This is a genomic window from Streptomyces sp. P3 (assembly GCF_003032475.1).
Taxonomy (GTDB): Bacteria; Actinomycetota; Actinomycetes; order Streptomycetales; family Streptomycetaceae; genus Streptomyces.
The window spans coordinates 7,418,106-7,444,550 of record NZ_CP028369.1 but is presented as its reverse complement, the minus strand read 5'-3'; the positions used below and the strand labels follow the sequence as shown (position 1 = coordinate 7,444,550).

Annotated in this window: 33 protein-coding genes and 2 pseudogenes; 15 read left to right on the top strand and 20 right to left on the bottom strand. The window is 70.1% G+C overall.

Annotated features, from left to right (window positions below):
- Positions 1-21: 21 nt before the first annotated feature.
- The 7 genes from C6376_RS32885 to C6376_RS32855 all read right to left on the bottom strand — a co-directional run bounded on the left by C6376_RS32885 (position 22) and on the right by C6376_RS32855 (position 5,959).
- Positions 22-765, bottom strand: coding sequence for an amino acid ABC transporter ATP-binding protein (locus tag C6376_RS32885; RefSeq protein ID WP_107446676.1), 744 nt, complete (start codon positions 763-765; stop codon positions 22-24).
- 215 nt (positions 766-980) lie between these two features.
- Positions 981-1,400, bottom strand: a complete 420-nt coding sequence (locus tag C6376_RS32880) for a DUF6278 family protein (RefSeq protein WP_107446675.1) — start codon at positions 1,398-1,400, stop codon at positions 981-983.
- A 77-nt stretch (positions 1,401-1,477) separates the two neighbouring features.
- The gene (locus C6376_RS32875) at positions 1,478-2,257 is read right to left on the bottom strand and encodes an exodeoxyribonuclease III (RefSeq protein WP_107446674.1); all 780 of its coding nucleotides are present in this window, start codon (positions 2,255-2,257) and stop codon (positions 1,478-1,480) included.
- A gap of 30 nt (positions 2,258-2,287) precedes the next feature.
- Complete coding sequence (locus C6376_RS32870) at positions 2,288-2,923, bottom strand: MBL fold metallo-hydrolase (protein ID WP_107449330.1); 636 nt, start codon at positions 2,921-2,923, stop codon at positions 2,288-2,290.
- 43 nt (positions 2,924-2,966) lie between these two features.
- Complete coding sequence (gene pcaC, locus C6376_RS32865; RefSeq protein ID WP_107446673.1) at positions 2,967-4,295, bottom strand: 4-carboxymuconolactone decarboxylase; 1,329 nt, start codon at positions 4,293-4,295, stop codon at positions 2,967-2,969.
- 30 nt (positions 4,296-4,325) lie between these two features.
- Complete coding sequence (locus C6376_RS46565; RefSeq protein ID WP_107446672.1) at positions 4,326-4,745, bottom strand: HNH endonuclease signature motif containing protein; 420 nt, start codon at positions 4,743-4,745, stop codon at positions 4,326-4,328.
- A 38-nt stretch (positions 4,746-4,783) separates the two neighbouring features.
- The gene (locus tag C6376_RS32855; protein ID WP_254076169.1) at positions 4,784-5,959 is read right to left on the bottom strand and encodes a tyrosine-type recombinase/integrase; all 1,176 of its coding nucleotides are present in this window, start codon (positions 5,957-5,959) and stop codon (positions 4,784-4,786) included.
- A gap of 935 nt (positions 5,960-6,894) precedes the next feature.
- Here C6376_RS32855 and C6376_RS45755 point away from each other — a divergent pair.
- Positions 6,895-7,053, top strand: a pseudogene (locus C6376_RS45755) (HD domain-containing protein); the annotation flags it as partial.
- A 104-nt stretch (positions 7,054-7,157) separates the two neighbouring features.
- Here the strand turns inward: C6376_RS45755 and C6376_RS32845 are convergent.
- The 3 genes and pseudogenes from C6376_RS32845 to C6376_RS32840 form a co-directional block, all read right to left on the bottom strand.
- Positions 7,158-8,326: pseudogene (locus tag C6376_RS32845) on the bottom strand (IS110 family transposase).
- A gap of 3 nt (positions 8,327-8,329) precedes the next feature.
- Entirely contained in the window at positions 8,330-8,458 is a 129-nt protein-coding gene (locus C6376_RS46250) for a hypothetical protein (RefSeq protein WP_301554724.1), read from the bottom strand.
- Between the two features lie 172 nt (positions 8,459-8,630).
- Positions 8,631-9,644 (bottom strand): NAD(P)H-dependent glycerol-3-phosphate dehydrogenase, encoded by a 1,014-nt coding sequence (locus C6376_RS32840; protein ID WP_107446670.1) that lies wholly within the window; start codon positions 9,642-9,644, stop codon positions 8,631-8,633.
- Positions 9,645-9,882: 238 nt separating this feature from the next.
- On the opposite strand from C6376_RS32840, the gene C6376_RS32835 reads away from it, so the two are divergent.
- Positions 9,883-10,440 carry an HD domain-containing protein gene (locus tag C6376_RS32835; protein ID WP_107446669.1) on the top strand — a complete coding sequence of 186 codons (558 nt, stop codon included), beginning with the start codon at positions 9,883-9,885 and terminating at the stop codon, positions 10,438-10,440.
- Positions 10,441-10,455: 15 nt separating this feature from the next.
- On the opposite strand, the gene C6376_RS32830 is transcribed toward C6376_RS32835, so the two are convergent.
- Positions 10,456-10,926, bottom strand: a complete 471-nt coding sequence (locus C6376_RS32830) for an NUDIX hydrolase (RefSeq protein ID WP_107446668.1) — start codon at positions 10,924-10,926, stop codon at positions 10,456-10,458.
- A gap of 15 nt (positions 10,927-10,941) precedes the next feature.
- Positions 10,942-11,691: a helix-turn-helix domain-containing protein gene (locus tag C6376_RS32825; RefSeq protein ID WP_107449328.1), complete on the bottom strand. Its 750-nt coding sequence runs from the start codon at positions 11,689-11,691 to the stop codon at positions 10,942-10,944.
- A gap of 108 nt (positions 11,692-11,799) precedes the next feature.
- On the opposite strand from C6376_RS32825, the gene C6376_RS32820 reads away from it, so the two are divergent.
- On the top strand, positions 11,800-12,489 hold the full coding sequence (locus C6376_RS32820; protein WP_107446667.1) for an HAD family hydrolase: 690 nt from the start codon (positions 11,800-11,802) through the stop codon (positions 12,487-12,489).
- Positions 12,490-12,529: 40 nt separating this feature from the next.
- Here C6376_RS32820 and C6376_RS32815 read toward each other — a convergent pair whose 3' ends face one another.
- The 7 genes from C6376_RS32815 to merA (C6376_RS32785) form a co-directional block, all read right to left on the bottom strand.
- Positions 12,530-13,099 carry a bifunctional 2-polyprenyl-6-hydroxyphenol methylase/3-demethylubiquinol 3-O-methyltransferase UbiG gene (locus C6376_RS32815; RefSeq protein WP_107446666.1) on the bottom strand — a complete coding sequence of 190 codons (570 nt, stop codon included), beginning with the start codon at positions 13,097-13,099 and terminating at the stop codon, positions 12,530-12,532.
- Positions 13,096-13,641, bottom strand: a complete 546-nt coding sequence (locus tag C6376_RS32810) for a hypothetical protein (RefSeq protein WP_216825638.1) — start codon at positions 13,639-13,641, stop codon at positions 13,096-13,098. The genes C6376_RS32815 and C6376_RS32810 overlap by 4 nt, the downstream gene beginning before the upstream one ends.
- Before the next feature lie 146 nt (positions 13,642-13,787).
- Positions 13,788-14,129 (bottom strand): heavy metal-responsive transcriptional regulator, encoded by a 342-nt coding sequence (locus tag C6376_RS32805; RefSeq protein WP_107446665.1) that lies wholly within the window; start codon positions 14,127-14,129, stop codon positions 13,788-13,790.
- A gap of 51 nt (positions 14,130-14,180) precedes the next feature.
- Entirely contained in the window at positions 14,181-14,828 is a 648-nt protein-coding gene (gene merB / locus C6376_RS32800) for an organomercurial lyase MerB (protein WP_030379238.1), read from the bottom strand.
- A gap of 105 nt (positions 14,829-14,933) precedes the next feature.
- Positions 14,934-15,377 carry a MerR family transcriptional regulator gene (locus C6376_RS32795; protein WP_006143057.1) on the bottom strand — a complete coding sequence of 148 codons (444 nt, stop codon included), beginning with the start codon at positions 15,375-15,377 and terminating at the stop codon, positions 14,934-14,936.
- Positions 15,378-15,449: 72 nt separating this feature from the next.
- Positions 15,450-15,887 (bottom strand): hypothetical protein, encoded by a 438-nt coding sequence (locus tag C6376_RS32790; protein WP_006143056.1) that lies wholly within the window; start codon positions 15,885-15,887, stop codon positions 15,450-15,452.
- A gap of 122 nt (positions 15,888-16,009) precedes the next feature.
- A complete protein-coding gene (gene merA, locus C6376_RS32785; protein WP_006143055.1) occupies positions 16,010-17,434 on the bottom strand; it encodes a mercury(II) reductase in 1,425 nt (474 codons plus the stop codon).
- Between the two features lie 120 nt (positions 17,435-17,554).
- Here merA (C6376_RS32785) and C6376_RS32780 point away from each other — a divergent pair, with 120 nt between their 5' ends.
- The 5 genes from C6376_RS32780 (at position 17,555) to C6376_RS32760 (ending at position 19,902) form a co-directional block, all read left to right on the top strand.
- Positions 17,555-17,977 carry a helix-turn-helix transcriptional regulator gene (locus C6376_RS32780; RefSeq protein ID WP_006143054.1) on the top strand — a complete coding sequence of 141 codons (423 nt, stop codon included), beginning with the start codon at positions 17,555-17,557 and terminating at the stop codon, positions 17,975-17,977.
- On the top strand, positions 17,964-18,287 hold the full coding sequence (locus C6376_RS44830; RefSeq protein WP_006143053.1) for a hypothetical protein: 324 nt from the start codon (positions 17,964-17,966) through the stop codon (positions 18,285-18,287). The genes C6376_RS32780 and C6376_RS44830 overlap by 14 nt, the downstream gene beginning before the upstream one ends.
- Complete coding sequence (locus tag C6376_RS44050; protein ID WP_030379243.1) at positions 18,277-18,597, top strand: hypothetical protein; 321 nt, start codon at positions 18,277-18,279, stop codon at positions 18,595-18,597. Before C6376_RS44830 ends, C6376_RS44050 begins: the two co-directional genes overlap by 11 nt.
- A gap of 380 nt (positions 18,598-18,977) precedes the next feature.
- Positions 18,978-19,385, top strand: coding sequence for a MerR family DNA-binding protein (locus C6376_RS32765; RefSeq protein ID WP_030379244.1), 408 nt, complete (start codon positions 18,978-18,980; stop codon positions 19,383-19,385).
- A 142-nt stretch (positions 19,386-19,527) separates the two neighbouring features.
- Positions 19,528-19,902: a hypothetical protein gene (locus C6376_RS32760; RefSeq protein ID WP_063738086.1), complete on the top strand. Its 375-nt coding sequence runs from the start codon at positions 19,528-19,530 to the stop codon at positions 19,900-19,902.
- Between the two features lie 2 nt (positions 19,903-19,904).
- Here the strand turns inward: C6376_RS32760 and merA (C6376_RS32755) are convergent, their stop codons facing one another.
- Positions 19,905-21,338 carry a mercury(II) reductase gene (gene merA / locus C6376_RS32755; RefSeq protein ID WP_006143050.1) on the bottom strand — a complete coding sequence of 478 codons (1,434 nt, stop codon included), beginning with the start codon at positions 21,336-21,338 and terminating at the stop codon, positions 19,905-19,907.
- Positions 21,339-21,465: 127 nt separating this feature from the next.
- Between merA (C6376_RS32755) and C6376_RS32750 the strand changes: the two genes are divergently transcribed.
- The 7 genes from C6376_RS32750 (at position 21,466) to C6376_RS32720 (ending at position 26,407) form a co-directional block, all read left to right on the top strand.
- Positions 21,466-21,852 carry a helix-turn-helix transcriptional regulator gene (locus C6376_RS32750; RefSeq protein ID WP_006143049.1) on the top strand — a complete coding sequence of 129 codons (387 nt, stop codon included), beginning with the start codon at positions 21,466-21,468 and terminating at the stop codon, positions 21,850-21,852.
- Entirely contained in the window at positions 21,849-22,151 is a 303-nt protein-coding gene (locus C6376_RS32745; protein WP_006143048.1) for a hypothetical protein, read from the top strand. Before C6376_RS32750 ends, C6376_RS32745 begins: the two co-directional genes overlap by 4 nt.
- Positions 22,152-22,255: 104 nt before the next feature.
- Positions 22,256-22,816, top strand: a complete 561-nt coding sequence (locus tag C6376_RS32740; RefSeq protein WP_006143047.1) for a thioredoxin-like domain-containing protein — start codon at positions 22,256-22,258, stop codon at positions 22,814-22,816.
- On the top strand, positions 22,816-23,772 hold the full coding sequence (locus tag C6376_RS46245; protein ID WP_030379246.1) for a cytochrome c biogenesis CcdA family protein: 957 nt from the start codon (positions 22,816-22,818) through the stop codon (positions 23,770-23,772). The genes C6376_RS32740 and C6376_RS46245 overlap by 1 nt, the downstream gene beginning before the upstream one ends.
- Positions 23,773-23,843: 71 nt before the next feature.
- Positions 23,844-24,479, top strand: a complete 636-nt coding sequence (locus tag C6376_RS32730) for a vitamin K epoxide reductase family protein (protein ID WP_040896642.1) — start codon at positions 23,844-23,846, stop codon at positions 24,477-24,479.
- Between the two features lie 161 nt (positions 24,480-24,640).
- The gene (locus tag C6376_RS32725) at positions 24,641-24,958 is read left to right on the top strand and encodes a hypothetical protein (RefSeq protein ID WP_006143044.1); all 318 of its coding nucleotides are present in this window, start codon (positions 24,641-24,643) and stop codon (positions 24,956-24,958) included.
- A 72-nt stretch (positions 24,959-25,030) separates the two neighbouring features.
- Positions 25,031-26,407, top strand: a complete 1,377-nt coding sequence (locus tag C6376_RS32720; RefSeq protein ID WP_006143043.1) for an NAD(P)/FAD-dependent oxidoreductase — start codon at positions 25,031-25,033, stop codon at positions 26,405-26,407.
- The last annotated feature ends 38 nt before the right edge of the window (positions 26,408-26,445 follow it).

The window sequence follows — 26,445 nt, the reverse complement described above, 5'->3', positions numbered from 1 at the left end:
GACGGCCGCCGCCGTCCGGACTCAGTGCTTGAGGATCTTGGAGAGGAAGTCCTTGGCGCGGTCGCTGCTCGGGGCGGTGAAGAACTCCTCCGGAGTGCGGTCCTCCACGATGCGGCCGTCCGCCATGAAGACCACACGGTTGGCGGCCGAGCGCGCGAAGCCCATCTCGTGGGTGACGACGATCATGGTCATTCCCTCGTGCGCCAGCTGCCGCATCACCTCGAGGACCTCGTTGATCATCTCGGGGTCGAGGGCGGAGGTGGGCTCGTCGAACAGGAGCGCCTTGGGGTCCATGGCCAGGGCGCGGGCGATGGCCACGCGCTGCTGCTGACCTCCGGAGAGCTGCGCCGGGAACTTGTCGGCCTGGTCGGCGAGGCCCACCCGGTCGAGCAGTTCGCGCGAGCGCCGGTCGGCGTCGTCCTTCCTGCGCCGGCGGACCTTCACCTGACCCAGCGAGATGTTCTGCAGGACCGTCTTGTGGGCGAAGAGGTTGAACGACTGGAAGACCATGCCGACCTCGGAACGCAGGCGGGCCAGCCCCTTGCCCTCCTCGGGCAGCGGCCGGCCGTCGAGCAGGATCGAGCCCGACCGGATGGGCTCCAGCCGGTTGATCGCGCGGCACAGTGTCGACTTCCCCGACCCCGAAGGGCCGATCACCACGACCACCTCCCCCCTGCCGACCGTGAGGTTGACGTCCTGCAGGACGTGCAGCTCCCCGAAGTACTTGTTGACGTCACGCAGCTCGATCAACGGATCGACGGCCATGCGCAGCCCTACTCACTCTCAGCTGTGTCGTGGTCGCCGCAAACTATCCACCGAAGAGCGGGGGGAAGAAGCGACACGCACCGTGCGGGCATTAGCCGTATTTACATCGTCCGCCGCCTGTACACCGCTCGTCGCCGCGCCGTTCGCCCTCGCCTCGCTCGCCGGTCGCCCGGTACCGCCGGGACGGATCGGGTATCCCGCTCGCCGGCACCCGGTCAGTTCTCGGCCACCTCGCCGTACAGCTGGGACAGCTCGGGAGTCCCGCTCACGGCCCACTCACGGCCGGCCGCGACCACGTCGACCTCCCGGCCCGACGCCAGCCGGACGACCACCTCCCCGCCGGGCCGGATCGCCCAGGCCGCGCCGGGCACGGTGCGCACGACGACCGTCCCCAGGTAGAGCCCCGCGTCGTGGCCGAACCAGGGCAGGTTCTCCTCGTCGTCGCGCCAGCGGGGCGACAGCTGGTCGAGCGCCTCCAGCGAGCCCGCCGTGTCGTCCAGCGCGATCCCCTGCCGGGCCGCGTGCGAGCGCAACAGCTCGCACTCGGCGAGGAGTTCGGCGATCCCCTCAGGGTCCTCGGCCAGGACCGCCGCAGGGCTGTTCTTGCTCCTGTTGCCCAGGAAAGGGATGTTCATGGACCCAGCGTGACATTGGCACCGGCGTGCACACCACAGGGCGCGCTGGCCTGCGCGCCCCGCCGGCCGGACGGGCCCTACACCTCCAGGTCGACCACGACCGGCGCGTGGTCCGAGGCGCCCTTGCCCTTGCGCTCCTCGCGGTCGACGTAGGAGTCCTTGACCGCCTTGGCGAACGGCTCGTTGCCGTACACCAGGTCGATGCGCATGCCGCGGTTCTTGGGGAAGGCGAGCTGACGGTAGTCCCAGTACGTGAACGGGTGCTCGTACTTCAGGGGGCGCGGGACGACGTCCGACAGCCCGGCCTCGCGCAGGGACGCCAGGGCTGCCCGCTCGGCCGGGGTGACATGGGTGAGGCCCTCGAAGGCGGCCAGGTCGTACACGTCGTCGTCGGTCGGCGCCACGTTGTAGTCGCCCAGCACCGCGAAGGGCCGGCCGCCCGCCGCGTCCCCCGCGACGGCCGCCTTGAGGGCCTCGAACCACTGGAGTTTGTACGCGTAGTGCGGGTGGTCGACCTCGCGGCCGTTCGGCACGTACACCGACCACACGCGGACCGGACCGCAGGTCGCCGAGACCGCGCGCGGTTCCGGCGCGCCGTCGTAGCCGGGATCGCCGGGCAGGCCCTTCACGACGTCCGCCAGGCCGACGCGGGAGACGACCGCCACGCCGTTCCACCGGCCGGTGGCGTGGACCGCCGCCTCGTAGCCCAGTTCGCGCAGCTGCTCGAACGGGAACTGCTCCTCGGCGACCTTGGCCTCCTGGAGGCACAGCACGTCGGTGCCGCTGCTCTCCAGCCACGCCAGAAGCCTCGGCAGGCGGGCGGTGATCGAGTTCACGTTCCAGGTCGCGATACGCATGTCCCACAACCTACCGGGCGCCACCGACACTCACAGTGCCGCGCTCTCCCCCGGCGCCAGCCGCAGGTGTTCCGCACCTCCGAGGGCGCCGATCTGGCGGTCGTAGATCGGACGGGCGAGGTCGGTCAGCAGGGCGTCGTGGACGTCGTAGGCGCGCTGCGGGCGCACCTCGCGGACGTAGTCGATGACCTCGGAGATCTTGCTCCAGGGAGCCATCACGGGAAGCATCAGCGTCTGCACCCGGTGGTCGGGGACGGTGAGGGCGTCGCCGGGGTGGAAGACCCGGCCGTCGTCGATCAGATAGCCGACGTTGGTGATGCGCGGGATGTCCGGGTGGATGACGGCGTGCAGCTCGCCGTGCACCTGGACGTCGAAGCCCGCCGCGGTGAACGTGTCGCCGTGGCCGACGGTGTGGACGCGGCCCGGGAAGGCCGCGGAGATCTTCTCGGCCACCGACCTCAGGGTCCAGATCTCGGCCGCCGGGTCGGCCTCCAGGGCGGCGCGCAGTCGTCCCTCGTCGAAGTGGTCGGGGTGCTCGTGGGTGACGAGGATCGCGTCCGCGCCGAGCGCGGCGTCGCTCTCGCTGAACCCGCCCGGGTCGACGACGAGCGTGCGCCCGTCCTTCTCCAGGCGCACGCACGCGTGCGCCTTCTTCGTGAGCTTCAGTGCCGTCATGCCTCCCATCCTGCCTCCGCGCCGGCCGCCGGGCTCACTCGGTGGGGGTGGTCTCCTCACGGACGACCTGCTGCGCCACCCTGAACGCGCCGTTCGCCGCCGGCAGACCGCAGTACACGGCCGCCTGGAGCAGCACCTCCTTGATCTCGTCCGGGGTGAGGCCGTTGCGCAGCGCGGCCCGGGTGTGCACGGCGAGTTCCTCGAGGTGGCCGCCGGCGACCAGCGCGGTGAGCGTGACGCAGGAGCGGGTGCGGCGGTCGAGGCCCGGCCGGTCCCAGACCTCGCCCCAGGCGTAGCGGGTGACGAACTCCTGGAAGTCCCCCGCGAAGTCGTCGGCCTGCGACAGCGTGCGGTCCACGTGGGCGTCGCCCAGGACCTCCCGGCGCACCTTCAGCCCGGCGTCTATGGGGTCGGGGCGGCCCATGACCTGCGGCGGCTGGAGGACCGGGGCGGGCGCGATCTCCGCGACGGCCACCGGCTGCGGCGACTGCGAGGGCTGCGAGGACTGCGACGGCACGGTCGGCATCGCCCTGACCGGGATGCCCGGGACGGCCGTCTGCCCGGTGACCGTGTCGTAGACGGGCTGCCACGCGGTGGAGAAGTGGCGGACCAGCAGGTCGGTGACGGCGGCCGGCTGCTCCACCGGCACCAGGTGCGAGGCGCCCGGTACGACCGCGAGGCGGGCGTCCGGGATGCCGGCCACCAGGGTGCGGGCCTCGGCGGGGCCGGTGACCAGGTCGTCCGAGCCGGCCAGGACCAGCGTCGGGACGCCGACGAGACCGATCTCGGCCCGTACGTCGAACGCGGCTAGCGCCTCGCAGGCAGCTATGTAGCAACCCGGGTCGGTGGTGCGCACCATCTGCACGGCCCACTCGGTGATCGCCGGCTGCGCGGCCGCGAATCCGCTGGTGAACCAGCGGTCGGGCGAGGTGCGGGCGATGGGGTCGAGGCCGTTGGTGCGCACGATCACGCCGCGTTGGCGGAACTCGTCGGCCGTGCCGAACCGGGGCGACGCGGCGATCAGCGCGAGCGAGGCGACGCGCTCGGGGTGGCGCAGCGCCAGCTCCACGCCGACCGCGCCGCCGAAGGCGCAGCCCGCGTAGCCGAAGCGCTGCACCCCGAGCCTGTCCAGCGTGACGAGCAGCCGTTCGGCGAGGTCCGAGACCGAGCCCGCCGGGTGGGCGGGTGCGCCGCCGTGGCCCGGCAGGTCGAAGCGGAACACCCGCCACTGCTGGGCCAGCTCGGGAACCTGACGGTCCCACATGTGCCATGTGGTACCCAGTGAGGGACCCAAGATCAGGACCGGAGCGTCTTCTGGCCCGTCAAAGCGGTATTGCAGGGGGTTCGGTGGTGTCTCACTCACGCCCCAGACCCTCTCACGTCTCACGAAATCTCACACGGTCATGGGAACCCGGCGGCTCCTTACCCTCTCGGCGCAGCACGTCCGGCACTGCCGAAACCCTCGGGGATCCAGATACGAGTTCTCTGGCGTGTACGCGTGGCCGTGGGGACAGTGCGTCCTCCTGGCTCGCGCGCGCTCCCAGTCCCTGCGCCGCAGAGCTTCCTTCTTCGGCACGGCTTCCAGGTGGTCCCGGTTGCAGCAAAGCGTAAAGTGCCGTCCCCAAGGATCGGCATGACGCACCTGGAAGCCCTCCGGAATCTCACCGACCAACAACCTGAACACCACACGGTGGACAAGCTGTGTCTTTCCCTCGTAGGAGACTTGGCCGTAGCCTGACTGCCCCTTCCCGTTGCAGCTACCGGTCCACAGCCAGCAGCCGGTCTCCGGGTCCACCTCGATCTTGGCTGCCATACGGCTGGGCAGGTCGCTCGGTCGGTGGGCCGCCTGACTCAGGCTTGCCCCTCAGTCGCAGCACCGTGCAGGCCATCCCACGTGGTGGCGGCTTCGCGAAGATCCTCTACGTCGGGCTTCACGTACCACTTTTTGGTGGTCCTCACATTCGTGTGTCCAGCCCACCGCGCAAGGATGTGATCCGGCACGCCGTTGTTGGCCAGGTACGTGAGGCACGACGAACGAGCGTCATAAAGACGAACTCGGCGGAGACCAAGGATCACCATGAGCCGGTACGCGCGTCGGCGGAGCTGCTTGATGGTGAAGGCTTCTCCGGTCTCGTGCACCAGGACGTAGCCGGACTCTGCGTATGCCTCACCCAGAGCCAGCTTCTCCTTGGCCTGGAGGGCCTTGAACGACCTGAGCGCAGCCAGCACCGGAGCCGGCAACGGGAGTTCCCGTTCACCGGCCAGAGACTTGGTGTCCTTCTCCACGACGTAGCGATTGCCCATCATGGTCCGCGTATTGGCTATGATGATCGTGGCATTGTCCAGGTCGACGTCTTCCCACCGGAGCCCACAGACTTCAGCCGGACGTAGACCAATGAGGGACAGCAGGAGCGGAGCGTAGAGCCGTTCCCCCTTGACGCCCTGAACGAATCTCTGAACCTCCTGGACGTTCCAGGGCTTCACCTCCTCTTTCTTCTTCCGTTCTTCCTTTCGCGCCCTTCGCGGAATGGTCACGTGCTGGGCCACGTTCATGGTCACCAGCCGACGCGTCACGGCTCGGTTGAGAGCGTCCTTCAGCCGAGCAAGGCTCATGTCCACGCTCGTCACTCCGAGCGGAGTTCCGGCCCTTCCACCGCGTACGCGCCCGTGCTTCAGAGCCCAGTGCATCCACCCTTCTACGTCCTCTTCAGTAAGCTCCTGAAGACGGATGTGGCCCAATTTCCCCCGTACCCGGTCCAGGGTGATGCGGTAGTTGTAAATAGTGGTTTCTTCCAAGTCGTCAGCCTTCATGGCCAGCCACTGGTCGAGCCATTCATTCAAGGTGACCTTATTCGGCGGTGCGAGCGTGCCTTCCTGGCGACGGTTGGTGATGCGGGCATACTCGGCCTTCGCTTCCTTCAGCGTGCCGAATGTACGAGTTATCTGCTTGCGCTTCCCGGTGGCGTGGTCGATGCCCACATCGACCACGAACCGGTACCGGATCTGCCCCTTCGCGTTCGGTGGCAACTTCTTGATCGGATCGGACAGGGTTACTCACTCTCCTTAGGCCATGAAAATTCCACATTGGCGGAGGGCCGCAACGCTTCAGGGAAGCGACGCCGCGGCCATCAAGGCACCAGCAGACGGTGCCGTTCTCTACGGGTTTGCGGCGCCACTTACTGCATCCGCTACTGCTCCACCGCCAAGCGCAGCCGCATGCGAACGCCCTCAATGGTCGTCAGGATCGCCGGTTTGGCTAACCGACGATCGTGGTCTATGTTGCGGGCGCGCGCAGGGGTTCGTAGACGTAGCTCAGGAGACCAGCCAGTACGGCCGGAGAGCGGGCGTCGCGCCGTCCGTTACGAGCGCCGGGGGCTCGTAGCGGTGAGCCGGCAGTTTCGCCTGCCACGAGGTGTTCAGGAGCACCTGCAACCCGGGCGACGTTTCGGATTGGCTCGGGTTGTGCCGCCATGTGCGCGAGGATTTCTCGGTCCCGGTGGTAGCCGCGTTGTTGCAATCCTCGCCGAACAGCCCGGCCGTACGGACGCAGAGAGATAGCGCCGTGGAGATGGCGGCGTAGTCCTCTCGCTCCTGAGCGGGCCATGCGTTCCGGGCGCCAAGCGGTGAGGAGCGGTGATAAGGAGCGGCTCGGAGAGGGGCATTCCGCAGGTGGCACTCCTTGGATCGGGGCCTCGGCGAGGAGGCCGAGCAGTATGAGCTGAGGTACCGGCTGCCGCCATGGCCGACCTGTCTGTTGTCGGCCCGGAAGCCCGAAACTCCTTGCTGACCTGGTGTTTTCCCGGACCGTTGTACGTTGACATGGTCCCGGAGCAGGTTCCAGTCCCTTGGGGCTCTTTCTCGTCTGCCATGAGCTGAAGCCGTACCAGGCGTCCTCCGGCACGCCGAGTGGAACGCGCGCCAGACTTCCTGGGAAGTTGACTGATCACCACCCTGCCGCCAATGCTCAGTCGCTCGGAGGGATCTTGGGCAGGGATGTAGAACAGCTCCGGGCGGCAGCGATGCTGCACGACATCGGCTACACGCCCTCGCTGGCCACCACCGGGTTCCATCCGCTCGATGGTGCCCGGTACCTCCGCGATCACATAGCTGCGGACGAGAGGTTGGGGGCAGCGGCGACGGCGGTCTGGATAGCGGACACGTGCATAGGCAGGTGCCTCCGGGTGGGGGGTGCTTCTATCTGTTCGGTCAAGCTCTGCGGGCTTGGTCAGGCTGCTTGTTCGTGCCCGGGCTGGTAGGGGGTGCGGTGTTTGAGCATGGCTTGCAGGACGTCGACGCGGCGGCGGGTGAGGCAGATGAGGGCGGCGTTGTGGCGCTTGTTCTCCACCCGTTTCTTGACGTAGTAGGCCCGCGATTCGGGGCTGCTCAGCGAGGCGAACGAGGCCAGGAACAGGGCCCGTTTGAGTGTCTTGTTGCCGCTGCGGGGCGGTCCTTCGCCGCGGATGGAGGTTCCCGAACGACGTGTGGTGGGGGTCAGTCCCGCGTAGGAGGCCAGGTGGGCGGCGGTGGGGAACGCGCTAGCGTCGCCGACCTCGGCCAGGATGCGGGCGCCGGTCCTGACCGCGACCCCGGGCATGGAGGTCAGGACCTTCGCGAGAGGGTGGGCCTGAAGCAGGGCCGTCATGCAGGTCTCCAGGATCTCGCGGCGCTTGAGGAGCACGGCGAGGGACTCGGCCAGACCGGAGATGATCTCGCCGGCCGAGCCGGTGCCGGGGACCTGGACGGTCTGCTCGGCCAGGGCGGCATGGATCTGTCCGGCCAGCTCCCGCGGGTTCCGCATCCGTGGGGCGGCGTCGGTCATGACCTCGATGAGCTCCTCGGTGCGGACTTGGGCGAGTTGGACCGGGGAGCCGAAGGTCTGCAGCAGGGCCAGGACCGCCGGGTGACGCAGCCGCGGTCCCAGGAAACGTTCCAGGGCCGGATGGATCGAGGTGAGCAGGCCGCGCAGCCGGTTGGAGGTGCGGGTGGCGTCCTGGGCGAGGTCGTCGTCGTAGCCCAGACCATGGTCAGTTCGGCCCGCACGCCCTCGGCGGGGTCGATGCTGTGCAGCAGGTGGGGCATGGTGCGGGCGGCATCGGCGATGACGTAGGCGTCGCGGGCGTCGGTCTTGCCGGTGCCGGGATGGCAGTCGGCCAGGCGGCGCATGGACAGGCCGGGCAGGTAGGCCACCTCGCATCCGCTGGCGCGCGCCACGGCCACCGCCAAGGTCCCCACGGACGCAGGCTGGTCGACCACGACCAGGACTTTCCCCCGCCGTCCCAGGCGGGCGAACAGCTCCCGCAGCTGGGGCCCGCCGTCGGGCAGCGGCTTGTCGAAGACGGTACGGCCGTCGGCCAGCAGGGCCGTGCCGTGATGGGCGGACTTGCCCACGTCCAGGGCTCAGAACACATCGATCGAGGTGAAGTCGTTGCTGGTCACCGGGCTGTCCCTCCCCGGAGTCACCATCTGGCCCGCCCGGGCACCGGAGATCGACAGCCACATCACGCAGCCCTGCCTGTCGGCGGACACGCTTCCATCAGCGACCATCCGGCGCCGTCAGGACCGGCGACAGCACCCCCGGATCATCAAGGACAGGGGCAACGAGTCATACCGGCCCCGAAGGCCACGAGCCCGAACCGGGCTCTACAACGAAGGTAATGGGCAAAGTGATGAGGACGGCCCCGTGACCGGGCACCGGGGGTCAGCGCTCGGGCTTGGAGGGCCGCTGCATCAGCGCGGCGGCGGCCTCGTCGAGGGTGACCTTCTCGTGCAGCAGGGCAGAGATCACTTCCGTGATCGGCATCTCAACGCCGTGGGCATGAGCGAGGGCGAGAACCGCCTCGGCGGATTTGACGCCTTCGGTGGTCTGCCGGGTGGCGGCCGTCGCCTGTTCGACGCTTAGGCCATGGCCGAGGTGGGTGCCGAAGGTGCGGTTACGGGAAAGCGGAGACGAGCAGGTGGCCACTAGGTCGCCGAGGCCGGCCAGACCGGCGAGGGTGGCCGGGTGGGCGCCCATGGCCACAGCAAGCCGGGTGGTCTCTGCCAGCCCGCGCGTGATGAGCATCGCCGAGGCGTTGTCGCCCAGGCCCATGCCTGAGGCGATGCCGACCGCCAGGGCGATGACGTTCTTCACGGCGCCGCCCAGCTCGCAGCCGGTCACGTCGGTGCTGGTGTAGGGCCGGAAGTAGGTGGTGTGGCATACCTGCTGGAAGCGACGGGCGGCGTCCTCGTCGGGGCAGGCGACGGTGGCAGCGGCGGGCTGGCCGTCCATGATCTCGCGGGCGAGGTTCGGGCCCGACAGCACTGCGACCCGGTTCGCGTTCACGCCGGTCACCTCGGTGATGACCTGGCTCGCCCGTTCCCCGGTGCCCAGTTCGATGCCCTTCATCAGCGACACGATCACGGTGTCGGGCCCGATGTGCGGCGTCCACGCGGCGAGGTTGGTCCGCAGGGACTGCGCGGGGATGGACAGCACAAGGTAGTCCGCGCCGCGAAGCGCGGCGGCCGGATCGGTCGTAGCCGTCAGGGAGGCGGGCAGCTCTACGTCCGGGAAGTAGCCGGGGTTGCGGTGAACCGTGTTGATCGCGTCGGCGATCTCGTCTCTGCGGGCGTGCACGGAGACGTCGGTACCGGCGTCGGCCAGGATCTTGGCGACTGCGGTACCCCAGGACCCGGCCGAGAACACCGCCGCACGGGCGGAACGGTGCTGGCTCACTGCGGGGTCCTCTCACCGGACGCGGGCCCGTCACCGGGACGGCGGCCGGGCCCGGACACCCTATCGGCCGTGCCAGGCCCGGGCCGAACACGCGTGGGGCGCCGCACGGTCAGCCGGACGGCTCGACGGCCCTTCCCGACCTGACGTCCGCCCGGCGGGGGATCAGAACGGTAGACGTCCTGGGACGTCCGGCCGATCACCGCTCGGCCCCCGCGCCCTACGTCATAGTCTGCCGAGCATGGATCTCACCGTTTGGGCCCGCGACCTGGCCAGGTCCCTCCTCGCGGAGCCCCTGCCTCGGCGCTGGGCACACTCTCAGGGCGTTGCCGCAAGGGCCCAGTCCCTGGCAGGGATCCTGGGCGACGATGCGGAACTCCTGTGGGCCGCGGCGATGCTGCACGACATTGGTTACACGCCGTCGCTCGCCACGACGGGGTTCCATCCGCTGGACGGCGCCCGCTACCTGCGCGACCGTTCGGCCGCGGACGAGCGCCTGGTACGGCTGGTCGCCAACCACTCGTACGCGCTGTTGGAGGCGGAAGAGCGCGGGCTGCGGGAAGAGCTGGAGGACGAGTTCCCGATCCTCGACCACGCCGGGCTGGTGGATGCTCTCATGTACTGCGATATGACCACCACCCCGGACGGTACCCCCACCACTGTGGATGCCCGGCTGGCGGAGATCCTCACTCGGTATGACCACGACAGCGTCGTCGGCCGATTCATCCGCCGAGCCGATGAGGATCTGCGAGCTGCTGTACACAGAGTCGAAGCCCGGCTGATCTTGGCAGAGCGGTAAGGGAGGGCACGGTGCTCAGTCGACGTGAGGGAACATCCCGTGCAGGTAGTGGGCGATCTGCTTCCGCATGGAGTGGTGGATGTCGTAGGAGTCCAGTTCGCCGGGCAGGATCCAGCGGACGCCATCGGCCTCGTCGTTGATCGTGGGCTCGCCTCCGACCGGCCGGCCGATCACGGTGACCTCGTACGCCTGCCGGATCTCCCCGTCCGTGTAGGCCACCACATGCTCAGGGACCGAGTACACGCCGAGGAGCCCGGTGGGTTCGGCGTCGATTCCGGTCTCTTCCTTGCATTCCCGGACTGCGCACTGCGACGGGGATTCCCCTATGTCCATGGCTCCCCCGGGCAGAGCCCACTGCCCCGTGTCGCGACGCCGCTGCAGGAGGATCGCCCCGTCCGCCTCCCGGACTACCAGCATGTTGCACGCCGGGATCAACGTGTTCGGCTTGGGTGCGTTCTCGTCGTACCAGTACTCCGTACGTCCCATCGCGGGCCGTGCTCCTCACATGGACTCGGGTGACCAGGGCTTTGCAGTCTCCCAGACCGCGTCGAAGCTGCCGGTGTAGTGGTCGAACCAGCCGTCTTCCTCCAGGCGCCGCAGCTCGAACAGGGGGTTTGCGCTGGCGGGCTGCCCCCAGACGTGCGGATTGACCAGGAGCACATCATCGAAGCGGAAGAAGCTGTTGTAGAGGGTCGTATCGTGGAGGCGCACCTCACACCCAGGCGTGCCGATCAGCTTGCGGTAGTAGGTGAGGGACGCCCTGATCTTTGCTGAGAGGGTGCCGCCGATGCCTTCTTCCTCGTCCCTGACGGCGACCGCCTTGCCCAATGGGTCACCGAAACAGAGGCGGACCTGCACTCCGGCGTCGGCGCGCTCGGCAAGCATCGCCGCAACGCGCGGGTTGGTCTGCGCGAAGAACGTGCCGCTGAACACCAGTACGTCGATGTGCTCCTGAGCGGTCTTCAGGAGACGGACCCAGGACTTCTGCGGGAAGCTCGCGCGGTTCGGAAAGGCAGCGACCAGTTCAGTCTGCTCGGCCGGCTGCCCCTGCGCCTCGTCCTCCTCAGGCGGCCACAGGTACGACATGTCCACACCGAGATGCTTCGCAACCGCCCATTGGTGCCGCCGGAGCGGCTGCCGGCCGATGCTGATCCAGCGCTCCACCGTCTTGACATCAACTTGGCACGAGGCCGCGAGCTCCTCTGGAGTGATCTGCCGCTGAAGCATCACCGTACGCAACCGCTCGTTCACCATCGCATCCTCGCAGGACGTCCTGGGACGCGGCAAGATCTTGCGGGACGCCAGGACGTCCCACAAGGCCACTTTTAACAGGTAGTTCACGCTGCCTACCCTGGTCCCGTGCAGCGAATTGTGTTGTGGGACGTGGACCACACCCTTGTAGAAAACTCCGGTGTGAGCAAGGAGATCTACGCCAGCGCCTTCAAGGCACTAGCTGGGCGTGCGGCCGAATTGCCTGCTCCAACGGAGGGACGTACGGACCGGGCGATCATGCGCGAGATGTTCATCCGGCACGGTCTGCCGGATCCTGACTGGGAGCGGGCGCAGCAGGCACTGGAGGAAGCCGGCCGCTGCAGCGAGGAAGATCTGCGACGGCGAGGTCATGCCCTGCCCGGTGTCGAGGACGCGTTGAAGGCACTCGCGGCGGACCCAACTATCTGTTCCTCGGTCCTCACCGGCAACATTTCGGCCAATGCCCACGTCAAGCTGCGGGCGTTCGGGCTTGATGGCCTGCTCGACATGGCTGTTGGCGGGTACGGCGAGGACAGCAACGATCGAGCGCGTCTCGTCGACGCCGCCCGTGCCCGTATCCATGCCGCCTACGGCATCCCACTCGTCTCGCCGACCGTCCTGATCGGGGACACGCCCCGCGATGTGCGCGCCGCGCATGACGCCCAGGCACACTGCATCGCCGTCGCCTCCGGGATCCACTCGGTGGCAGAACTCCACGCTGCTGGGGCCGACGCCGTCGTCCCTGATCTGACCGACACGGAGGGCTTGTTGACCCTCCTGCGGGAAGTCCTGACCTGAGTGGACAACAGAGCTCCGGGACCAGAGACCGGTGACCGGGTCAGGGGCGCAACGCGTAGCAGCGCAGCGTGTCCAGATCTTCGCTGTGGACCGAGGACCAGGACGCGGTCAGCAATTCGGCGTGCTGCGGGCTGATCCCGATGGACTTCCGTTCGTCCGGGAGGCGTTCAGCGAGCGGGGTGACGACCCAGAACGTCCCGCCGGGTGGGAGAAGGTATCGGACGCGGGCGAGGAAGGCCGCCTTGTCCTTGATGAAGGCGAACACCAAGCGGCAGGTGACGGCGGCGTAGGCCGCCTCCGGCAACGCTCGGATGTCCTCGGTCTCGAAGTCCAGCCGCTGAAAATGCGGACCGTCGGACGTGTCCTGCTCGGCCTGGGCGATCTTCAGCGCGGCGGAGGAACAGTCGATCGCTGTGGTGCGGAATCCCAGGTCACCATGTAGATACCGGGCAAGGACACCGTCGCCGCAGCCGACGTCGAGCGCGGGCCGGCCGTGGCCGGCGCCGAGGAACTGGCCGGTCAGCTGCTGCTCTTCGAGACTGAGGCGGCGGTAGCGGCGCCCTGATGTCCACAGCGGATCCCAGTACGTGGCCGGGTTGTTGATCGTCACGGATTCGCGGGCTCCTCGGTAACAGTCAGGGCAGCGGGGGCGACCGTCCTCATGTCCCGCACGGGTGAGTTCCAGAGCACAAGGAACGGGATGACCAGGGCCACGGTGATGAGCGTGAGGGTGAGGTGCAGCCCTAGCCACGTGCCGAGGCCGCCAGCGGCGAGGGCGGCGAAGGGTCGCAGGCTGAAGGCGAGCCACGCTCCGGTGGCCTGGGCCCGTCCTTGGAGTTCGTCGGGGGCGAGTTCCTGGCGGACCGCCCTCTGGAGTCCGCCGTGGCACACCGCAGCGCCGGTTTGGATGACCATGCCGATGCCGATGGCGATCTGCCCGCCAAGTCCGGGTCCGACGAGAACCAGAGGGATTTGGGCGAGTGGGTTGAGGGAGAGCGCTCCGAGCATCACCGGGCCTGGGCCCCAGCGTCGTTCCAGGGGCTGCCAGACCAGGGCGCCGAGGATGCCGCCGGCACCGCCGGCGCCCATGACGATGCCGAGGGCTGTCGGGCTCCAGTGCAGCTCGCGCAGCAGGTTTGTTTCCGCAGACACTGTGTCCCCCGCAGGTCGTGTCGCTTTACATGGGGGACGAAGACCTGGCCGGTGTCGCATTCGAACGGTTCACCGTGTCGCTATCTCCAGCACTCCTCGTGACGAACGCCACACTGTAGCGGATTCCGAGGCGCGCCTGGGGTCGATCAGGCGCCTCGGGCTGTGAGTTGGCGTAGCGCGGCTTGGGTGCGGGCGAGGGCGGTGATGCGTTCGTCGATGTGGCGCAGGTGGGCCTCGATGAGTGCGGCGGCGTGGGGACAGGGGGCTTGGCCGCTGTCGCGCAGGGCGAGTACGCCGCGGATCTCGGCGAGGGTGAGTCCGGCGGCTTGGGCGTCGCGGATGAAGGTGAGCCGGGGCTGGGCCTCGGGCGGGTAGTCGCGGTAACCGCCCGCAGTCCGGGGCGGTGCGGGCAGCAGTCCGCTCTGCTCGCAGTAGCGAATGGTCTTGGCGGTCAGGCCGGTGACCGTGGCGAGGGTGCTGATGCTCATGTTTCCAGCCTTGACCTTCCAGCAGGGTAGAAGGTCAAGGCTGGGCGCGATTCAGCAGCAGGACTCCGGGGTCGTCCCGTCGAGGAGGTTTTGGGTGAGGGGGCGGCCGAGCTGGTAGGCGTCGGCGACGGGCAGGACGGTCATGCCGGGGTGGTCGGTGAGCCAGTCCTGGGCGGCGGCTGGGTTGGCGAAGAAGTGGACGTGGTTGCAGAAGGCCGAGCGTACGGAGGTCAGGTCGTCGGGGGTGACGATCGAGACGACGGCGTCGGCCGGGGTGAGGCCGGTAACGCCGTCGGGGGCTGCGGTGAGCCTGATCGGGGTGCCGGTGGCGTGGCAGGGGGATTCGACGTGGGCGGTGCGGCCGAGGACGGCTGGGAAGACGAGGGTGTCCAGGGCACACCAGGTGTACAGCTGCTTGCCGTCGACTTCGAAGCGGTGGGGGGTGGGGCGCTGGGTCAGGCCGCTGCCGATGATGCGGCCGGTCTCGTCGTATTCGGTGTCGGGCATGGCGGCCAGGGCGTGGCGGACGTCGTCTTCGGTGTGGCTGGTGGCGGTGGCGAGCTGGCCGGTGGTGACGGGCCGGCCGGTGGCCAGGAGCTGGAGCAGCGGGCGCCACAGCCAGGGCTGGCCGGTGACGTTTTCGCCGCCGCCCAGGGCGGCGGTCAGGCGGTCGGCGAGCTTCTGGGCGGAGGTGTCCATGGTCGGGATTCCTTGTCGTCGCTTTGCGAAGGTGGCGGGCGGTCGGCCGCCGCGCGTCCGGAGGGGGTGCCTGGTCGACCGTAGGGTCTGCCCCCGGGGACAGAGTCAAGTGCACTGGGCGCACTGCCTCGGATCATCCGCCCACAGGCCGGTTCCGCTGCCTTCGGCGAGTTCGGCCTGGTGGGCGGCTTCGAAGGCGTCGATGCGGCGCCGTGTCTTCTCCAGGTCCGCGATCCTGGTCTCGATGCGCGCCCGGGCGGTGCGCAGGCGTTCGGCCAGCGAGGGGCCGAGGGCCCGGTCGCCGGTTTCCGCGTAGGTGCTGAGGAGGTCGCGGATCTCGGCCAGGGTGAGGCCGAGGCTGCGCAGTTCGCCGATCAGCCGTACGCACCACAGGGCGTCGGAGTCGTACAGGCGGTAGTTGGCCGGGCTGCGGCCCGCAGTGTAGATCAGGCCCCAGTCGGTGTAGGCGCGCAGTGCCTTGACAGTCACGTGGGTGCGCCGGGACAGTTCGCCGATGGTCATCGGCCGTGCGGGCCGCTCGCCGGTCACAGGAACCTCCGGGTTTCTTGCGGTGAGTGTCGGGTGGTGGCCATGCCGATGATTGTCGGGGCGGAGGAGGCGTCACGGCCGCCGGTGGCGCAGGGCCCAGGCGGTCTCGGTGACGGCGGCCACGGCCAGCCCGTAGACGAGGTGGGCGGCGAGGCCGCGCAGGTGCGTGGCGGCGGGGTAGACCCGGTTGGGGGCGGAGAATCCGGCCAGCGGGGTGATGCCCTCGTCCACGATCAGCGACATGGCCGCGCCCGAGGCCAGCCCGGCCGCGACGGGGCTCAGGCCGGTGGTGCGGCGCAGCAGGGCGTAGACCGGTGCCCAGCTGATCGCCAGTCCGTAGTGGAAGGCCAGCCCGGCCCGGTCCAGGGCGCGGTCGCCGGGGTGGATGCCGAGCAGGCGCAGGGTCTTGTCGGCGGCGATCCGGTACGGCGGGCCGGGCCGGGCGGCGTCCTCGCGGGCCCGGTCTGGTTCGGATTCGAGCTGGTAGAGCGTGGTGCTCACCGGCTCCATAGCCTTGGTGGCCAGCCCGCCGGCCACCGGCGCGATGGCGAGGTCCTCGAGCAGGTCCGTGGTCTTTCTTCATCTTCGCGGTACCTCACTCCCAGGGGTGCGGATCGCTGTGCGGTGGTGGGTCAGGAGGCGCAGCAGGACAGTTTGCTCACGTCCCGGGTGTAGGTCTGGGCGGCGAGCTTGAGGCCCTCGGCCATGGTCAGGTACGGGCACCACAGGTCGGCCATCTGGTGCACCGTCATCCGGTTCGCCAGCGCGTAGACGGCGGTGGCGATCACATCACCGGCGCTCTCGGCGATGACATGGGCGCCGAGCAGCCGCCCGGTACCACGTTCGGCGACGAGTTTGATCAGGCCGCGGGTGTCGCGGTTGACCAGTGCCCGGGGTACGTACTCCAGGGGCAGGACGCGGCAGTCGCATGCCATGCCCTGCGCGATGACTTGGGCGTCGGTGAGACCGGCGGCGGCGATGGCCGGGCTGGTGAAGGTGACCCGCGGCAGGTGGTGGTAGTCCAGGGTGCGCTCGGCCCCGTCCAGGGCGTTGTCGGCGACCAGCGTGCCGTGGGCCCCGGCGACATAGACGAACTGCGGATGCCCGGTCACGTCCCCGGCCGCCCAGATCCGTTCGTTGCCGGTGCGCAGGTGCTCGTCCACGACGATCTCGCCGCGCTCCCCGGTCTTGACCCCCACCGTCTGAAGGCCGAGGCCGTCGGTGACCGGGCGGCGGCCGGTGGCGACCAGCAACTGCTCCGCCTTCCGTTCGAAGACGTCGCCCGCGCGGGCGGCGGTGAGCCTGTAGCCGCCGGTGTCGCGGCGCACGGCGGTGATGGTGACGCCGGTGTGCACGCTGATGCCCTCGCCGGTGAAGACGTCCTCGATCATCGCGGAGACCTCGGGCTCCTCGAACGGGGCGAGCCGGTCCAGCGCCTCGACGACGGTGACCTGGGTGCCGAGCCGGGCGAAGAGCTGGCCCTGCTCCAGGCCGATGGCGTTGCCACCCACCACGAGCATCGACTCGGGCAGGCGGTCGAGTTCCATGGCGGTGGTGGAGGTCAGGTAGCCTGCCTCGTCCAGTCCGTCGATGGGCGGTGCCCACGGGGCGGAGCCGGTCGCGATGACGTAGTGGGCGGCCTCGATGGTGGTGGTGCCGCCGTCGCCCAGGGCGACTTCCAGTTCGGGTCCGGGGGCGAAGCGGGCGGTGCCGGCCAGGATCGGCCAGTCGTACTCGGTGGCCAGGTCCTCGTACTTGTCCGCCCGCATCGCCTCCACCATGGCCTGCTTGCCGCTGATCAGGGCGGGGAAGTCCACCGGGCCCGCTTCGGTGCGGATACCGGGGAACGGCTGGGCGAGGGCCACATGGCGGGCCTCGGCGGCGGCCAGCAGCGCCTTGGAGGGCACGCATCCGGTGTTCACACAGGTGCCGCCGGTGGTGCCGCGCTCGACCATCACCACGCTTTTGCCCTTGTTCCGTGCGGCGATCGCGGCGGCGAACGCTGCCCCGCCCGAGCCGATGACCGCCAGATCGAACCGGCTGCGCTGCGTGCTCACAGCCACCACCTCCCTTGGATGGAACGGGTACCGGCCCGCTTTCTATATGCCTTGCCGAATACCCGAACCCCGCCATACTATTCGAGTAGGCGAATAGATGCATGTGGGAGAGGGGCTGTCATGGGCTCCGCACCTGTTCTGGTCCGCACTGAGGCCGCAGCGTCCGCCCGCCAGGCCGACGCCGGGTGTTCGCACACCGACACCGTGGCCCGGTTCTTCCGCGCGCTTGCGGACCCCACCCGGCTGAAGCTGCTGGAGTTCATCCTTCGCGGGGAGCGCACCTGTGCCGAGTGCGTCGGATATGCAGGGGTATCCCAGTCGCGGGTCTCGGTCCATCTGGCCTGTCTGACGGCCTGCGGGTATGTGACCGGCCACCGGGACGGAAGGAGGCTGCGCTACCGCGTCGGCGACCCCCGGGTGGCGGACCTGGTCGTCCTCGCCCGCGCCGTCGCCGCGGACCACGACGGCGTCCCGGACCGCTGCTCTGGTGATCGCGCCCAGCCGGGACCGACTCTCGGAAGGAATCGCCATGCCGACCTCTGACCAGCCCCCACGCCGCGAACAGGACCGGCCCGCCACGGGCGCTGCCCCGGGCATCGGGATCGTCCTGCTGATGATCGTCTGCTGTGCGGGTCCCGTCCTGGTCCTGTCCGGTGCCCTCGCCGGGATCGGCGCCTGGCTCGCCAATCCGTGGGTGATCGCCGCAGCCGTGGTCCTGGCCGTCGCGGCCGTCACCGTCCTCGTACGCCGCCGCGCCCGCCGCGACGACTGCTGCCCGCCCGGGGGTGCCTCCGGCAGCGCCGCAAGGCGACGCCGGGCACCACAGCAGCGAGGCGGCCCGCATGACCGCTGATTCCGACCCCGAGGAGACCGTTATGTATGCCCCTCCCCAGCCCTCACGCCGTCAGCTGCAACGGTCCGGTGACCGCGGTGCCGCAGGCTTCGTCCGGCTGCTGTCGACTGTCCGCGGTGCCGGTCCGTTCCTGCTCGCGGCCGTTGTCCTGGCCGGGATCGGCGCCGTTTTGTCTATCGCGTGGGTGGTCGACGCCGCGGTCGTCCTGGCCATCGCCGCCGTCGTCACCGTGCTCGTGCGCCGCCGCGTCCACAGCGACGCCGCATCCGCGCACGGCCAGGCCGGCCGGCGCCGCAGGCGGTGCTGCTGAACCGCGGGGAGGAATCCACCGATGGCCGCCTGGCTTTGTTCACGAATCGTTTCGAAGGCAGCGGGGGGCTTGCCAGGACGGCATCGGGGCTGCCCCGGAGGCAACGCCAGCCGGGGCAACCCTGAGGAGCTACTGGCCGACCCTGGTCATCTTCTTCCCACAGCAGCAGGTCGGGTTCTGCTGGCCACCACAGGTCGCTGGGGCGCCCTTGGTCACCGTCAGCTCGCACCCACAGTTCTCGTCCGGGCAGCGGTAAACCTCACCCTCACGGAATGGCACCGCGCTCACCTCCTTGTTCTCGCGTTTTTGTCCTACGCGAGCGACGCTAGAACCTGGCCCCTGGGGCAAGGTCAACACTGGAGAGGAGGAAGGGAGCGATCATGGCGTTGCACGGCATGACCATCGGGCAGACTGCCCGCGCTGCAGGACTCACGCGCAAGGCGGTCCGGGTCTATGAGGCCAGGGGCCTGCTGCCTGAGGCAGAGCGCAGCATGGCCGGCTACCGGCTCTACACTCTGGCCGATGTCAAGCTGCTGACCTTCATCCGCCAGGCCCGCGCTCTGGGACTCCACCTTGATGACGTCCGCGAAGTGTTGGAGATTCGCCGCGGTGGCACCCCGCCCTGCGACGCCGTCCGTGACCTCCTCGACGCCCGCATTGCTGAGATCGATGCCACCGTCGTTGATCTCTTGGCCCTGCGGCAGACCCTCACCGAGACTCGCGAGGCCGCTGGCGACCGCCCCACCGGAGAGCCTTCCACGGTCTGCTCGATCATCGAAGAGGCTTGAGGGAGCTGTCACAGACGGCGGGCTGCCCCATGCAGTGAGGTCATTTCTCCTCGTGAACATTCAGGCCGCTGTCGACCGCCAACCGACGCCCGAACCGATGGACAAACGCTGTCGCTTGAAGTGAACGAAGCCAGCCGCCGCCTTGTCCACACCGGCCCGGCAGCGCATAGTGCTGAGCCGGGCCGCTCGGAGACTGCTGGAAGTCACCCTTGCCGGTCTCGGTGCCCTGGCCGCCACGCTGGGCGCGGGGCTGTCGCTGGTCGGCCTCTGCTGTGGCGCTCTGGCCGCGGCGGGTGCGGGCACGGCCGCCACGGGCGCCGCCGTGCTGGGCCCCTGGCCGTGGCTGTTGCTGACGGCCGGGGCCACGCTGATCACTGCCGCGCTGTTCGTGCGGCGTCGGCGGACGGCCCGTCGGGACTACCGCCTGCCGAAGCCCACCCCGCCCGATCACCGCGCCCATGGCGAGGGCGCTATCGGCCAGGATCTCCGCAGACAGGGCGGGCGGGACGCCGGCTGAGTTCAGCCGGCGCAGCAGGAGAGCTTGGCGACGTCCGAGGTGAAGGTCTGGGCGGCCAGTTTGAGGGCTTCGGCCATGGTCAGGTAGGGGTGCCAGGTGTGGGCGAGCTGGTCGACGGTCAGTCCGGCGGTGATGGCGTAGGTCGCGGCGGTGATGATGTCGCCCGCGCCGTCGGCCAGGACGTGGGCGCCCAGCAGCTTTCCGGTGCCGCGTTCGGCTATGAGCTTGACCAGGCCGCGGGTGTCGCGGTTGGCCAGGGCGCGGGGTACGTACTCCAGCGGCAGGGTGCGGCACTGGCAGGCGATCCCGGCCTCGGCCAGCTGGGCGTCGGTCATCCCGACCGACGCGATGGCGGGGCTGGTGAAGGTGACCTTCGGCAGCGCGGTGTAGTCCAGGGTGCGCTCCGCCCCGTCCAGGGCATTGTCGGCGACCAGGGTGCCGTGGGCGGCGGCCACGTACACGAAGTCGGGGTGCCCGGTGACGTCGCCGGCCGCCCAGATGCGGGGGTTGCCGGTGCGCAGGTGCTCATCGACGACGACTTCGCCGCGCTCGCCGGTCTTCACGCCCACCCGCTCCAGGCCGAGGCCGTCGGTGACCGGGCGGCGTCCGGTGGCGATCAGCAGGTGGCTGGCGCGGATCTGCTGCTCGCCGTCGGGGCCGGTGAGGGTGGTGAGAATGCCGTCGCCGTCGCGGTGTACGGCGCTGGCCTGGGTGCGGGTGTGGACGGTGATGCCCTCCTCGCGGAAGACGGCCTCGATGCCGGCGGAGATCTCCGGCTCTTCCTGGGAGGCCAGGCGGGAGCGGACGGCGATGGTGACGCGGCTGCCGAGGCGGGCGAAGAGCTGGGCCTGCTCCAGGCCGACGTAGCCGCCGCCGAGCACCAGCAGGTGCTCGGGGAGCTCATCCAGTTCCATGGCGGAGGTGGAGGTCAGGTAGCCGGCCTCCACCAGTCCGTCGATGGGCGGCGCCCACGGGGCGGAGCCGGTGGCGATCACGTAGTGGGCGGCCTCGATGGTGGCGGTGCCGCCGTCGTTGAGCGCGACCTCCAGGGCGGGGCCGTCGTCGTTCGCCGTGAAGGTGGCGGTGCCGTGCACGATCTGCCAGCCGTACTCGGCGGCCAGATCGGTGTACTTCTCCGCCCGCAACTGCTCCACCAGCGTGTCCTTGCCGCCGATCAGTGCGGGGAAGTCGACCGCGGGCTCGGTGCCCTCCAGGCCGGGGAACCGGCTGGCCGCGCGGGCGCCGTGGCGGGCCTCGGCGGCGGCCAGCAGCGCCTTGGACGGCACACAGCCGACGTTCACGCAGGTGCCGCCGGTGGTGCCGCGCTCGACCATCACCACGCTCCTGCCCTTGCTGCGGGCGGCGATGGCCGCGGCGAACGCGCCACCTCCCGAACCGATGATCGCCAGGTCATAACCGGTGTGTGCCTGAAGCACAGCACTACCTCCCTCAGTGGGGGCCGGACGCTCCCGCCGAACCCGTTTCCTATGCGGCTTGCCGAATGGCAGACGGCCACCATACTATGCGGACAAGCGAATAGCTGCTTGTGGAAAGGCTCTGCCTATGAAAACCCCTGCCCTTGCCGGCTCACCGGACACGGCCGCCGCGGCCGAGGTGCCGTGCATCCATCTGGACACCACAGCCCGGTTCTTCCGCGCGCTCGCGGACCCCACCCGGCTGAAGCTGCTGGAGTTCATCCAGCGCGGCGAGCGCACCTCGGCCGAATGCGTCGAGCACGCCGGGATCTCGCAGCCGAGGGTGTCGGTGCACCTGTCCTGTCTCGTGGACTGCGGCTACGTCACCGCCCGCCGGGACGGCAAGAAACTGCGCTACTCCGTCGGCGACCCCCGCGTCGCGGATCTGATCATGCTGGCCCGGTCCCTGGCCGCCGACAACGCCGCCGCCCTGGACTGCTGCCCCCGCATCCCCGCAAAGGGGGACCCGCGATGACGCGCCCGCCCACCCAGCCCGGCGAGCGCCGAGGCGGTCTGCTCGGCACCCTCGGAATGGTCGGCGTCGTGCTGCTGCCCGTCCTGTGCTGCGCCGGGCCGGTACTGCTGGCCGGCGGCGCTTTGGCCGGACTCGGCGGGGCCCTGGTCAGTCCCTGGCTGCTGGCCCCGGCCGCGGTCCTGCTGGCCGGCGGTCTCCTCTGGTGGCTGCGCCGCCGCCCCACCGGCAGCGGCGATTCCTGCTGCCCGCTGCCCGCCCGCACCGACCAGCACGACCGCGACCTGCTCCGCAAGCCCTGAGCAGGTCGGCGACCGGCACCGCCACGACACGCGTATCCGCCCGCCCGCTCCGCCGCCGACCGGGACAAACTCCCGTCCCGCCTCCGAGGAAGGCCCGCACCACCATGACCTCCCCGTCCCCCACCGCCCGCCGCACCCGCCTGCGCCGCCGCACAGTCCTGGCCCTCGCCGCCGCCACCGCCGCCGTACTCACCCTGTCCGCCTGCGGCACCGCCACCACCGGCTCCACGGCCAAGACTGACACCGTCAGCGGCAGTTCCGCCGCAGCCAAGACGGACACCGTCACCCTCCTCGACGACACCACGCTGGCGGTGCCCGGAAAGAAGCCCGCCGCTCTGTTCTTCTTCTCCGTGGGCTGCGGCGAGTGCGCCGGAGGTGCCAAGTCGCTGGACAAGGCTGCCAAGGCGTTCGGGGACAAGGCCACCTTCCTCGCGGTGGACATGGACCCGAGCGAGTCGAAGACGACCATCATGCAGTTCCTCGACTACATCAAGGCGCCCGGACTGGCCACCACCGTCGACAAGGGCGCCGCCCTGTCCCTGCGCTACCAGGTCTCGGCCCTGTCCACGCTGATCGTCGTCGACCCCCAGGGCAAGGTCACCTACCGGGCCACCGACCCGTCGGCCGACCAGATCCAGGCCGCCTTGAAGAAGGCGGGCGCGTGATGAACGGCCTGCTCACCCTCGCCTTCGCCGCCGGGATGCTCGCCCCGGTCAACCCATGCGGCTTCGCCCTGCTGCCCGCCTGGATCACCTCCGCCCTCGGCGAAAACGACACCTCCCCGCTGCCGGTACGCCTCACCCGCGCCCTGCGCTCCGGCGCCGCCCTCACCCTCGGCTTCGCCGGCACCCTCGCCGCTGCCGGGCTCATCGTCAGCGCCGGGGCCCGCGCCCTGATCCGTGCCGCCCCCTGGCTCGGCCTGGCCACCGGCATCATCCTGCTGCTCCTCGGCGCCTTCATGCTCACCGGCCGCGCGCTCAGCCTGCGGCTGAACCTGCCCACCGGTACCCGCCGGTCGGCGGGCCCGCCGACCGCCCGGCGCATGGTGGTCTTCGGCGCCGGCTACGCCGCCGCGTCCCTGTCCTGCACCTTCGGTGTGCTGCTCGCCGTCATCGCCCAGGCCCAGGCCACCGCCAGCTTCGCCGGGCTCCTCGCGGTCTTCGCCGCCTACGCCGCCGGATCGGCCGCCGTGCTGCTGCTCGTCGCGGTCACCACCGCCGCCGCAGGCGCCGCCCTCACCCGCAAGATCACCGCCTTGGCCCGGCACGGCACCCGCATCACCGCCGCCGTCCTCGTCCTCACCGGCGCCTACCTGGCCTGGTACTGGTACCCCGCCGCCACCGGCGGCCCCGCCACCGCCGCCCCCGGCGGCGGCCTCGCCGCCTGGTCCGCCACCGCGACCGCCTGGATCCAGGGCCACACCACCACCATCGCCGTCACCGCTCTCGTGGTCGTCCTCGCCGTCACCGCCGCCGCCCTGCGCCACCGCAGGCGGCAGGCCGCCCGCAACGCCGCTCCCACCGGGGCAGCCCCCTCTGCCGAGGCGGACTGCTGTGCGCCCCAGCCCGTCCCCACCCCGGCCGCCGCCCCGGACCGCGACAATCCCGGCCACTGCTGCTGACCACGCCCCATCTCTGCGGCCGGGAAACGGATAAAGCCCCGGCCGCAGGCATGCAGAACGGACACTGCTCCATGACCATGCCAGCAGCCCGCGAGACGGCCACCCCAGCCGTGCACAAGAGCAGGCACGCGACGTTCGGCGCCAGCCGGACGCTCGCCCTCCTACTGATCCTGGGCGGCTCCCTCGGCCTGCTCGCCTCGGCCGTGCTCACGCACGACAAGATGGAACTGCTCGCCAACCCGGACTACGTCTCGGCGTGCAGCATCAACCCGGTGCTGTCCTGCAACAACATCATGAAGAGCTGGCAGGCCAGCACCTTCGGCTTCCCCAACCCCTTCATCGGCTGGGCCGCCTTCCCCGCCGTCATCGCCATCGGCGCGGGACTGCTGGCTGGCGCCCGCTACCGGCGCTGGCACTGGCTGGGCCTGCAGGCCGGCACCGTCTTCGGCATCGGCCTCATCACCTGGCTGCAGTACTCCTCGCTGTATGCCATCGGCGCACTGTGCCTGTGGTGCACCCTCGTATGGGCCGTGACGATCCTCATCTTCTGGTACACCACCGTGCACAACATCCAGCACGGGCTCATCCCCGCCCCCGACCGGGTACGCTGCACTGTCGCCGAGTTCCACTGGGCCGTACCCGTCCTGTGGATCGGCATCATCGCGCTGCTGATCCTGACCAGGTGGGGCAGCGCCCTGTGGGCCTGACCCCCAGCCCCCGAAGCCCCGGCCGCCAACCCCCGTGGGAGCCGGGAGGGCGGTCGGCTGCCGCATCCCCCCGAGCGGCAGTCGGCCACACCCTCACCCCTGCCCGCCCCGGCCCCTGGAGTCCAGCCGATGCACACAGCGCCCCCGCCCGGCTACGCCGGGTGCTCGGCCACCTGCTGACGGCCACGCTCGCCGCGCTCGGGGCCCTCGGCACGGCCCTCGGCGCCGGGCTGTCCATGATCGGCCTGTGCTGCACCGGCCCAGCCCTGGCCACCGCCGCCGCAGGCGGTGCAGCCACCGGGGCCGCCGCCTCCGTCACCCCTGTGACCTGGCCCTTCTGGACAGCCGGAGCCGTCCTGCTCACCGCCGCCGCATTGTGGCACCGCCGCCACCGCACCTCCACCTGCCGCAGCCGCCGCATGCCGCCCGGATCACCCGAACAGCCCCGCCCCTCCGGCCCCACCGGCCCGCACGGCTGAGGATCTTCACACGCCCCAGTACGCACCGTCCGCACCGGGCTGGACAGGCAGAGACACAGAAGGAGTCCTCTCATGGCCGAGCGGTACGACACCCTGGTGATCGGCGGCGGCATGGCCGGCCTGCCCCTGGCCCTGCGCGCAGCAAGACACGGCCGGGTCGCCTTCGTGGAGAAGGAGAAACTCGGCGGCACCTGCCTCAACCGCGGCTGCATCCCCACCAAGACGATGATCGCCTCCGCAGCGGTGGCCCACCAGGTGCGCCGGGCCGCCGAGTTCGGCGTCCACGTCCCCGCCCCCAGCGTGGACCTGGCCGCCGTGGTCGCGCGCAAGAACGCGATCGTGGAGACGATCCGCTCCGGCTCATACAAGACGGTCGGCAAGGCCGACCAGATCGACTTCTATCCCGCCGAGGGACGCTTCACCGCGCCCCGGCGGCTGCGCGTGGACCACACCGAGATCGAGGCCGACAAGATCTTCCTGGTCACCGGCCTGCGCACCACCATCCCCGCCATCGACGGCCTGGAGACCACCCCGTACTACACCTCCCGCACCCTGCTCGACCTCACCGACCTGCCCGAGCACCTGATCGTGGTGGGCGGCGGCTACATCGGCTGCGAGTTCGCCCAGATGTTCGCCCGCTTCGGCTCCCGCGTGACGCTCATCCAGCGCGCCGAGCGACTGCTGCCCGCCGAGGACCCCGACATCTCCGCTGCCGTCACCGACGGCTTCACCGCCGACGGCATCACCGTCCTGACCGGCACCACCTGCACCGCCGTCGACGGCCGCCCCGGAAACATCCGGGCCGGCTGCCAGGGCAGCGAGACCGGCGAGATCAACGGCAGCCACCTCCTCATCGCCACCGGCCGCACCCCCAACACCGACATCCTCGGCCTCGAACACCTCGGGCTGGCCCCCGACGAGCGCGGCTTCCTGCCCGTCGACGACCTGCTGCGCACCGCGGCCGAGGACGTGTGGGCGCTCGGCGACATCCGCGGCGGGCCGATGTTCACCCACACCGCCCGCGACGACGCCGACATCGCCTACCGCACCACCTACCGCGGCCAGAACCGCTCCACCAACGGGCGGATCGTGCCGCACGCGGTGTTCACCGACCCCGAGGTCGGCTCCGTCGGACTGACCGAACCCGCCGCCCGCGCCGCCGGACACCAGGTCCTCATCGGCCGCCAGGACTTCACCGGCGTCGTCAAGGCCCGCGCCATCGGCAACACCCGCGGCCTGATCAAATTCGTCGTCGACGCCTCAACCGACAAGATCTTGGGCTGCCACATCGCCGGCCCCGACGGCGGGAACCTCGTCCACGAGGCCGTCATCGCCATGACCTGCGGCGCCACCTACAGCGACATCGCCCGCGCCATCCACATCCACCCCACCCTCGCCGAGGGCGTCAACACCGCCGCCGGCGGCGTCCACCGGGAGATCGGCACCTGACCCTCCGGGCCCGGTGGTGGCAAAAGACCGCCCGCAGC